The organism is Leucobacter sp. M11, assembly GCF_035726885.1.
In the GTDB taxonomy this organism is placed as follows: Bacteria; Actinomycetota; Actinomycetes; order Actinomycetales; family Microbacteriaceae; genus JAPFRB01.
The window spans coordinates 135,970-142,114 of sequence record NZ_JAPFRB010000006.1; the positions used below are offsets into that span (position 1 = coordinate 135,970).

The following is a 6,145-nucleotide window of genomic DNA, read 5'->3' on the forward strand; positions in this document are numbered from 1 at the left end:
CGCACGCCGAAGCCGAACTGCACCGCGAGGAACACGAGCAGGCCGAGCGTCGGGAGGGCGCGCAGGGCACCGCTGAGTCCGACGGCCAGGCCCCGCCCCCGCCCCGTGTGGCCGATTGCGAGCCCCGCGACCAGGCCGATGACCCCGGCGATGAGCACCGCCCACCCCGTGATGACGAGGTGCTCCGCGAGGCGGGCGGGCACCCCGGCCGGCCCGGACCAGTGCGCCGGGTCGGTGAGCCACTCGAGCGCGTCGTTCACGCCGTCACCGCCTCGGCCCGGGCGACGCCCGCTTGGGGTGCGTGCCCGCTCGGGGTGTGCCGCCGCCGGGAGCGGGTCCAGGGCATCAGGAGGCGGCCGAGGGCCACGATGAGGACGTCGAAGACGAGCGCGATGAGCACCGTGCCGACGATGCCGATCAGGATTTCGGTCGGGAAGCCCCGCTGGGTGCCATCGGTGAAGAGGTAGCCGAGGCCGCTCATCCCCACGAGCGCGCCCAGGGTGACGAGGCTCACGGTGCTGCTGGACACAACGCGCACCCCGGCGAGAATCACGGGACCGGCGAGCGGGAGCTGCACGCCCCAAAAGCGCCGCCAGGGCCCGTATCCCATCCCGGTCGCGGCGTCGAGGACGGCGGGGGAGACCTGGTCGAAGGCCTCGGCCGCGGTGCGCACGAGCAGCGCGACGGCGTAGAGCGTCAGCGCCACGATGAGGTTCACCGGGTTCAGGATCTTCGTGCCGAGGAGGAGCGGCATCGCCACGATCAGGGCGAGCGAGGGGATCGTGTAGAGCAGGCCCGCCACGGTCAGGAGCACCCCGCGCCCCCAGCGGAAGCGGTGGGCGAGCCAGCCCAGGGGCACCGCGATGAGCAGGCCGAGCAGGATGGGCGGCGCGCTCATCCCCGCGTGGGTGAGGAACAGTCCCCACACCTCCGCCCAGTTCTGCTGGAGCCAGCTCACCGGCGCGCGCCCCCGTCGACGCCCTCCGGGAGGACCCCGGCAATGCGCCCCTCCCCGTCAATCACGAGGGTGCGGCCGTCGCTCTGGCGCAGGCTGAGCGCCCGGCGGCCCCGGTTCGCGCCGACCAGATCGGCGACGAAGTCGCTCGCGGGCGCGGACAGGATGGCCTCCGGGGTGCCGTGCTGGCAGATCTGGCCGCCGATGCCGAGGATCACAACCTCGTCGCCGAGCAGGAAGGCCTCGTCGATGTCGTGGGTCACGAACACGATGGTCTTGCCGAGTTCGGCCTGGAGCCGGAGCAGCTCGCTCTGCAGCTCGCGCCGAACGATCGGGTCCACCGCGCCGAAGGGTTCGTCCATGAGGAGGATGTTCGGGTCCACGGCCAGGCCGCGCGCCACGCCCACCCGCTGCTGCTGTCCGCCCGAGAGCTGCGCGGGGTAGCGCGAGGCGAGCGCGCGGTCCAGGCCGACCGTGTCCATGAGCTCCAGCGCCCGTTCCCGGGCGCTGTCCTTGGGGACGCCGGTGAGCAGGGGCACCGTGGCGATGTTTTGCAGCACCGTGCGGTGGGGGAGCAGCCCCGAGTTCTGCATGACGTAGCCGATGCGGCGGCGCAGGCGCACGGGGTCCGTGCCCGCGATGTCTTCGCCGTCGATCGAGACGGTGCCCGAGGTCGGGTCGACCATCCGGTTAATCATCCGGAGCAGCGTGGTCTTCCCGCTGCCGGAGGAGCCAACCAGGGCGATCGTGCGCCGGGACGGGATCACCAGGGAAAAGTCGGCCACGGCCAGCGTGCCATCGGGGAAGCGCTTTGAGACACCCGAAAATTCGATCATCGTTCCCCCAAGCTTCGTGTCGAGTCACGCGCGCGGCCCGGCCCTGGAAAGCGTTGCATGCGTTCCAGCCTAGACACTGCGGCCGGGCCGGGGCCGGATTGTGTCCGAATCGTCAGAAACGGTGGGCTAGCCTGGAACGATGCAGAGCCTCAGCGTCATTGAATCCTGGCCGGTCGAGCACGCGGCAACGGCGGTGATCGCCCGGGACGGCGCGATCCTCGGCACCCACGGGGAGCAGAGCCGGGAGTTTCCGCTCGCGTCGGTCACGAAAATGCTGAGCGCCGCGGCAATCCTCCTGGCCATCGAGGAGGGCGCGCTGGAGCTGGACGATCCGGCGGGTCCGGAGGGGTCGACGATTCGGCACCTGCTCGCCCACGCCTCGGGACTCGACTTCTCCGAGAACCTCATCCGATCCGCGCCCGGGAAGCGCCGCGTGTACTCGAACCGCGGCATCAACGTGCTCGCGAAGACCTTCGTCGAGCGCACCGGGATGCCCTTCGAGGACTATCTCAGCGAGGGGATCCTGACGCCGCTCGGGATGACGGCCACCCGCCTGGAGGGCCGGCCCGCCTCCGGCGGGGTCTCGACCGTCGCCGATCTCAGCCGCTTCGCCGCGGAGCTGTTGCGGCCCCGCCTCCTGCACCCCGACACCGTCGCGATGGCGACGCGGGTCGTGTTCCCCGGGCTCGACGGGGTGCTGCCCGGCTTTGGGCGGCAGTCTCCGAACGACTGGGGGCTCGGCTTCGAGATCAAGGACGGCAAACACCCGCACTGGACGGGCGCCCAGAACTCGCCGGAGACCTTCGGGCACTTCGGCCAGTCGGGCACGTTTGTCTGGGTGGACCCCGTGGCGGGGCTCGCCTGCGTGACGCTCACCGACCGCAACTTCGGCGAGTGGGCCGCCGAGGCCTGGCCGCCGTTCTCCGACGCGGTCCTGGCCGAGCACGCGCGCGGCGCGGCCGCCGCGCCCGGGGCCTGACCCGGGCTTAGGCCCCGGGCCGGACGATCCTGCCGAGGCTTGCCCTGGTACGCCGGTGGCTCTCCGCGGGGCTCTCGTGGGGGAGCGGCGTCCCGTCCGGGGCGACCGCCCTCCGCTGCGAGGCCCAGCGGATCCAGCCCCGCCGCCACACCGTGACCGAGAGGTCCGCGAGCAGGCCGAGTTCCCGCGGGTCGAGCCCCGGGTTGAGCTCCGTCAGGCGTTCGGTGAGCCGCTCGCTGATGGCGAGGTCCTGGGTGACGGCGTAGGCGCGCAGGCCGGGATCGCGCAGCACGAGCCCGTTGACGTGCTCGTGCTCGTCGAGCTCCGGCTTGGAGCCCTGCGCGAGCACCCGATCGCCCAGCGCGTCAATGGCGCGCAGCAGCTCGTGCGGGGTTGCCCCGACAAGATCGGCCTTCCCGATCGCGGTGAGATAGTTCTGGTGGCCGGGCAGGATCGCCTGCTCCTTGTTCGCGTAATACCGGAAGAAGGTGCGCCGGGACACCCCGGCCCGCTCGGCGATTTGCGCGACGGTGACCTCGCGCACGTCGCAGGTGCCCACGAGCTCGATCGCGGCGCGGTGGATCGCCTCCCGGGTCTCGCGATTCCGGCGCTGGCGGACGCCCTCCGGCGCAGACGAAGGGTCGTCGGGGGACTCTGGGTCGGGCACTCGGGACCTTTCTTGGCGGGCGGCGGCGACGATGCGTCTGCCTCGAATCTACCGGACATGCCGCCTGGGCTGTGAAATTCTGGCACTGTGTGTCATTATTTATCGTCGGCCACCCGAAGCCGCCCGGAAAGAAGACTGCCCTGTGAGTACCCCCGCGACCGACCGAATCCCCCTGCCCGGGGCCCAGCCGCCCGCCGAGCCGGCCCCGCCGAGCCAGAAAACCGTCAACGTCACGATCGCCGTCCTGGCGTTCTCGGCCTTTGTCATGATCCTGAACGAGACCGTGCTGAGCATCGCGATGCCCCCGCTGATGCGGGACTTCGCGGTCGGCGAGACGACCGTGCAGTGGCTCACGACCGGCTTCCTGCTCACGATGGCCGTGGTCATCCCCACGACCGGGTACCTGTTGCAGCGCTACACGGTGCGGCGCCTGTTCATCGTCGCGCTGAGTCTCTTCCTCCTCGGCACGACGCTCGCCATCCTCGCCCCGAGCTTCGGGGTGATGCTCGCCGCGCGCGTGCTCCAGGCCGGGGGCACCGCGATCATCATGCCGCTGCTCATGACCACGACCCTGACCCTCGTCGCGCCGCAGCGGCGCGGGGCGGTCATGGGGCTGAACTCGATTGTCATCTCGGTCGGCCCGGCGATCGGGCCCACCGTCTCCGGCGCGATCATCGACCTGCTCAGCTGGCGCTGGGTCTTCGGGCTCATGGTGCCGATCGCCCTCGTCGTGCTCCTCATCGGGCTCCGGTTCATGCCCGCCCTCGGCGGCGGGGGCCGGGCCCGGCTCGATATCCCCTCGGTGTTCCTCAGCCTCTTCGGCTTCGGGGGGCTCGTCACCGCCGTGTCCACCCTCACCGATCTCTCCCGGGGGTCGTTCATCGCCCCCATCAGCCTCGTGATCGGGATCATCGGCGTTGTGCTGTTCGTGGTCCGGCAGCGCCGCCTGCAGGCGGACGGCGGGCGGGCCCTGCTCGATTTGTCCGCCTTCCAGGTGCGCAACTTCCGGCTCGCCGTGATCGTGATCATGGTCGCGAAGGGTGCCCTGCTCGGCACCGTTGTCGTCATCCCGATCCTGGCCCAGACGGGCCTCGGGCTGAGCGTGCTCGCCACCGGCATGCTCCTGCTGCCGGGCGGTATCGTGCAGGGCGTGCTCGCCCCGTTCGTGGGTCGACTCTACGACCGCTTCGGGCCGAAGCCGCTCGTGGTCCCCGGCGCGATCCTGCTGAGCGGCGCGCAGTGGTGGCTGAGCACGATCCAGGCGGACACCCCGGTCTGGACGATCACCGCGATGCACGTGACCTTCTCCATCGGGATGGCGCTCATCCAGACCCCGATGATGACCCACGCGCTGGGTTCGCTGCCCCGGCACCAGGTCGGGCACGGCAGCGCGATCTTCAACACCCTGCAGCAGCTGGGCGGGGCCGCGGGCACCGCGGCGCTCGTGGGAGCGCTCGCGATCGGCGCGTCCCTCTCGGGGATCGCGGACGGCGGGGCGCAGATCGCGGGGGCGCACCTCGCCTTCGTGGTCGGCGGAGTCCTCACGCTCGTCGCGGTGATCTGCGCGCCGATGCTGAGCCGCGAGGACGCCCCCGCCGGCCGCTAACGCGGCGAGGCCGCGGGGGTGGCCGTCGCGAGCCACTCCCGGGCCGCCGCCACGAGCGCGGTGACCCCGAGGCCGAGGGTCGGCTCCGGCACCGGCGCGAAGAACGGCGAGTGGTTCGAGGGCAGCTCCGCGAGCACCCGCAGGGCCAGCTCGCGGGGGTCGGGGGTGCCGCCCGCGGCGGTGATCTCCTCGGCCGCGGCCCGGAACGGGGCCGGGTCGCCGCCGCCCAGGATCCAGTACACGAGCGGGGCCCCGGCCGCGATCGCGAACTCGCCCACATCCTCACTGCCGGTCACGGCCCCGGAGTCGAGCACGGGTGCGCCCAGGGCGGCGTGCAGCGCAGCCCCGGTGCGCTCGGCGGCGGCCGGATCGTTCCAGAGGAGGGGGAAGTGTTCCTCGTGGATGATCTCGGGGTCCCGCGGGGCCCCCGAGGCTTGGGCCTCGGCGAGGGTGATGCGCTCAATCGCGGCAAGCATGGTCTCGCGCACCGTCGGGTCGAAGCTGCGCATGTTCACCATGAGTTCGACCCGGTCCGGGATGATATTCGGCGCGGTGCCGCCGTGGATGGAGCCGATCGTCAGCACGCCCACGTCCCCGCCGCCGATCTCGCGGGAGACGACCGTCTGCAGGCGCATCACGAGGGAGGCGGCCAGCACGACCGGGTCCACCGCCGTCTCGGGGCGTGAGCCGTGCCCGCCCTCGCCGTGCACCACGATCCGGAGCGTGTCCGAGGCGGCGAAGGCCGCGCCCGGGTGCAGCCCGATCACCCCGGCCGGGAGCGGGGCCACGTGCTGACCGAGCACGACGTCCGGGGTGCCGAAGCGCTCGAAGAGCCCGTCGTCGAGCATCGCCTTGGCGCCCGCGCCGACCTCCTCGGCGGGCTGGAAGACCGCGAGCAGCGTGCCCGCCCAGCCCTCGTCGCCGACGAGGGCCTCGGCCGCGCCGAGCAGCGCCGTGATGTGCACGTCGTGGCCGCAGGCGTGCATGACGGGCACGGGGGCCCCGTCGGCGTCCGGCTGCGTGTCGGTCGAGGCGTAGTCGAGGCCGGTCTGCTCGAGGACGGGCAGGCCATCGGTGTCCGCGCGCAGCAGGACCGTGGGGC

6 protein-coding genes and 1 pseudogene are annotated in these 6,145 nt (G+C 72.1%); 2 read left to right on the forward strand and 5 right to left on the reverse strand.

Translation table 11 applies throughout. The features are described 5' to 3' along the window. The 3 genes and pseudogenes from OOT08_RS17680 to OOT08_RS17690 all read right to left on the reverse strand — a co-directional run. Nucleotides 1–260 (reverse strand): annotated as a pseudogene (locus OOT08_RS17680) (ABC transporter permease); the annotation flags it as partial. Beyond that, nucleotides 257–958 carry an ABC transporter permease gene (locus tag OOT08_RS17685; protein ID WP_325094180.1) on the reverse strand — a complete coding sequence of 234 codons (702 nt, stop codon included), beginning with the start codon at nt 956–958 and terminating at the stop codon, nt 257–259. The gene OOT08_RS17685 and the pseudogene OOT08_RS17680, both read right to left, overlap by 4 nt. Next, a complete protein-coding gene (locus tag OOT08_RS17690; RefSeq protein WP_325094181.1) occupies nt 955–1,791 on the reverse strand; it encodes an ABC transporter ATP-binding protein in 837 nt (278 codons plus the stop codon). The genes OOT08_RS17685 and OOT08_RS17690 overlap by 4 nt, the downstream gene beginning before the upstream one ends. 139 nt (nt 1,792–1,930) lie before the next feature. Between OOT08_RS17690 and OOT08_RS17695 the strand changes: the two genes are divergently transcribed. Beyond that, on the forward strand, nt 1,931–2,770 hold the full coding sequence (locus tag OOT08_RS17695; RefSeq protein ID WP_325094182.1) for a serine hydrolase domain-containing protein: 840 nt from the start codon (nt 1,931–1,933) through the stop codon (nt 2,768–2,770). A gap of 7 nt (nt 2,771–2,777) precedes the next feature. Here OOT08_RS17695 and OOT08_RS17700 read toward each other — a convergent pair whose 3' ends face one another. Beyond that, the gene (locus OOT08_RS17700; protein ID WP_325094183.1) at nt 2,778–3,437 is read right to left on the reverse strand and encodes a TetR/AcrR family transcriptional regulator; all 660 of its coding nucleotides are present in this window, start codon (nt 3,435–3,437) and stop codon (nt 2,778–2,780) included. Nucleotides 3,438–3,579: 142 nt separating this feature from the next. On the opposite strand from OOT08_RS17700, the gene OOT08_RS17705 reads away from it, so the two are divergent. After that, nucleotides 3,580–5,043, forward strand: a complete 1,464-nt coding sequence (locus tag OOT08_RS17705; protein WP_325094184.1) for an MDR family MFS transporter — start codon at nt 3,580–3,582, stop codon at nt 5,041–5,043. Here OOT08_RS17705 and OOT08_RS17710 read toward each other — a convergent pair. Then, nucleotides 5,040–6,145, reverse strand: a 1,106-nt coding sequence (locus OOT08_RS17710) for an amidohydrolase (RefSeq protein WP_325094185.1), incomplete at its 5' end; no start/stop codon positions are given. The two genes, OOT08_RS17705 and OOT08_RS17710, sit on opposite strands and share 4 nt — an antisense overlap.

What these genes read in the sequence shown, in the direction of transcription:
- OOT08_RS17695 (WP_325094182.1), top strand. Translation starts at nt 1,931, where the DNA reads ATGCAGAGCCTCAGCGTCATTGAATCCTGGCCGGTCGAGCACGCGGCA.
- OOT08_RS17690 (WP_325094181.1), bottom strand. Translation starts at nt 1,791, where the DNA reads ATGATCGAATTTTCGGGTGTCTCAAAGCGCTTCCCCGATGGCACGCTG.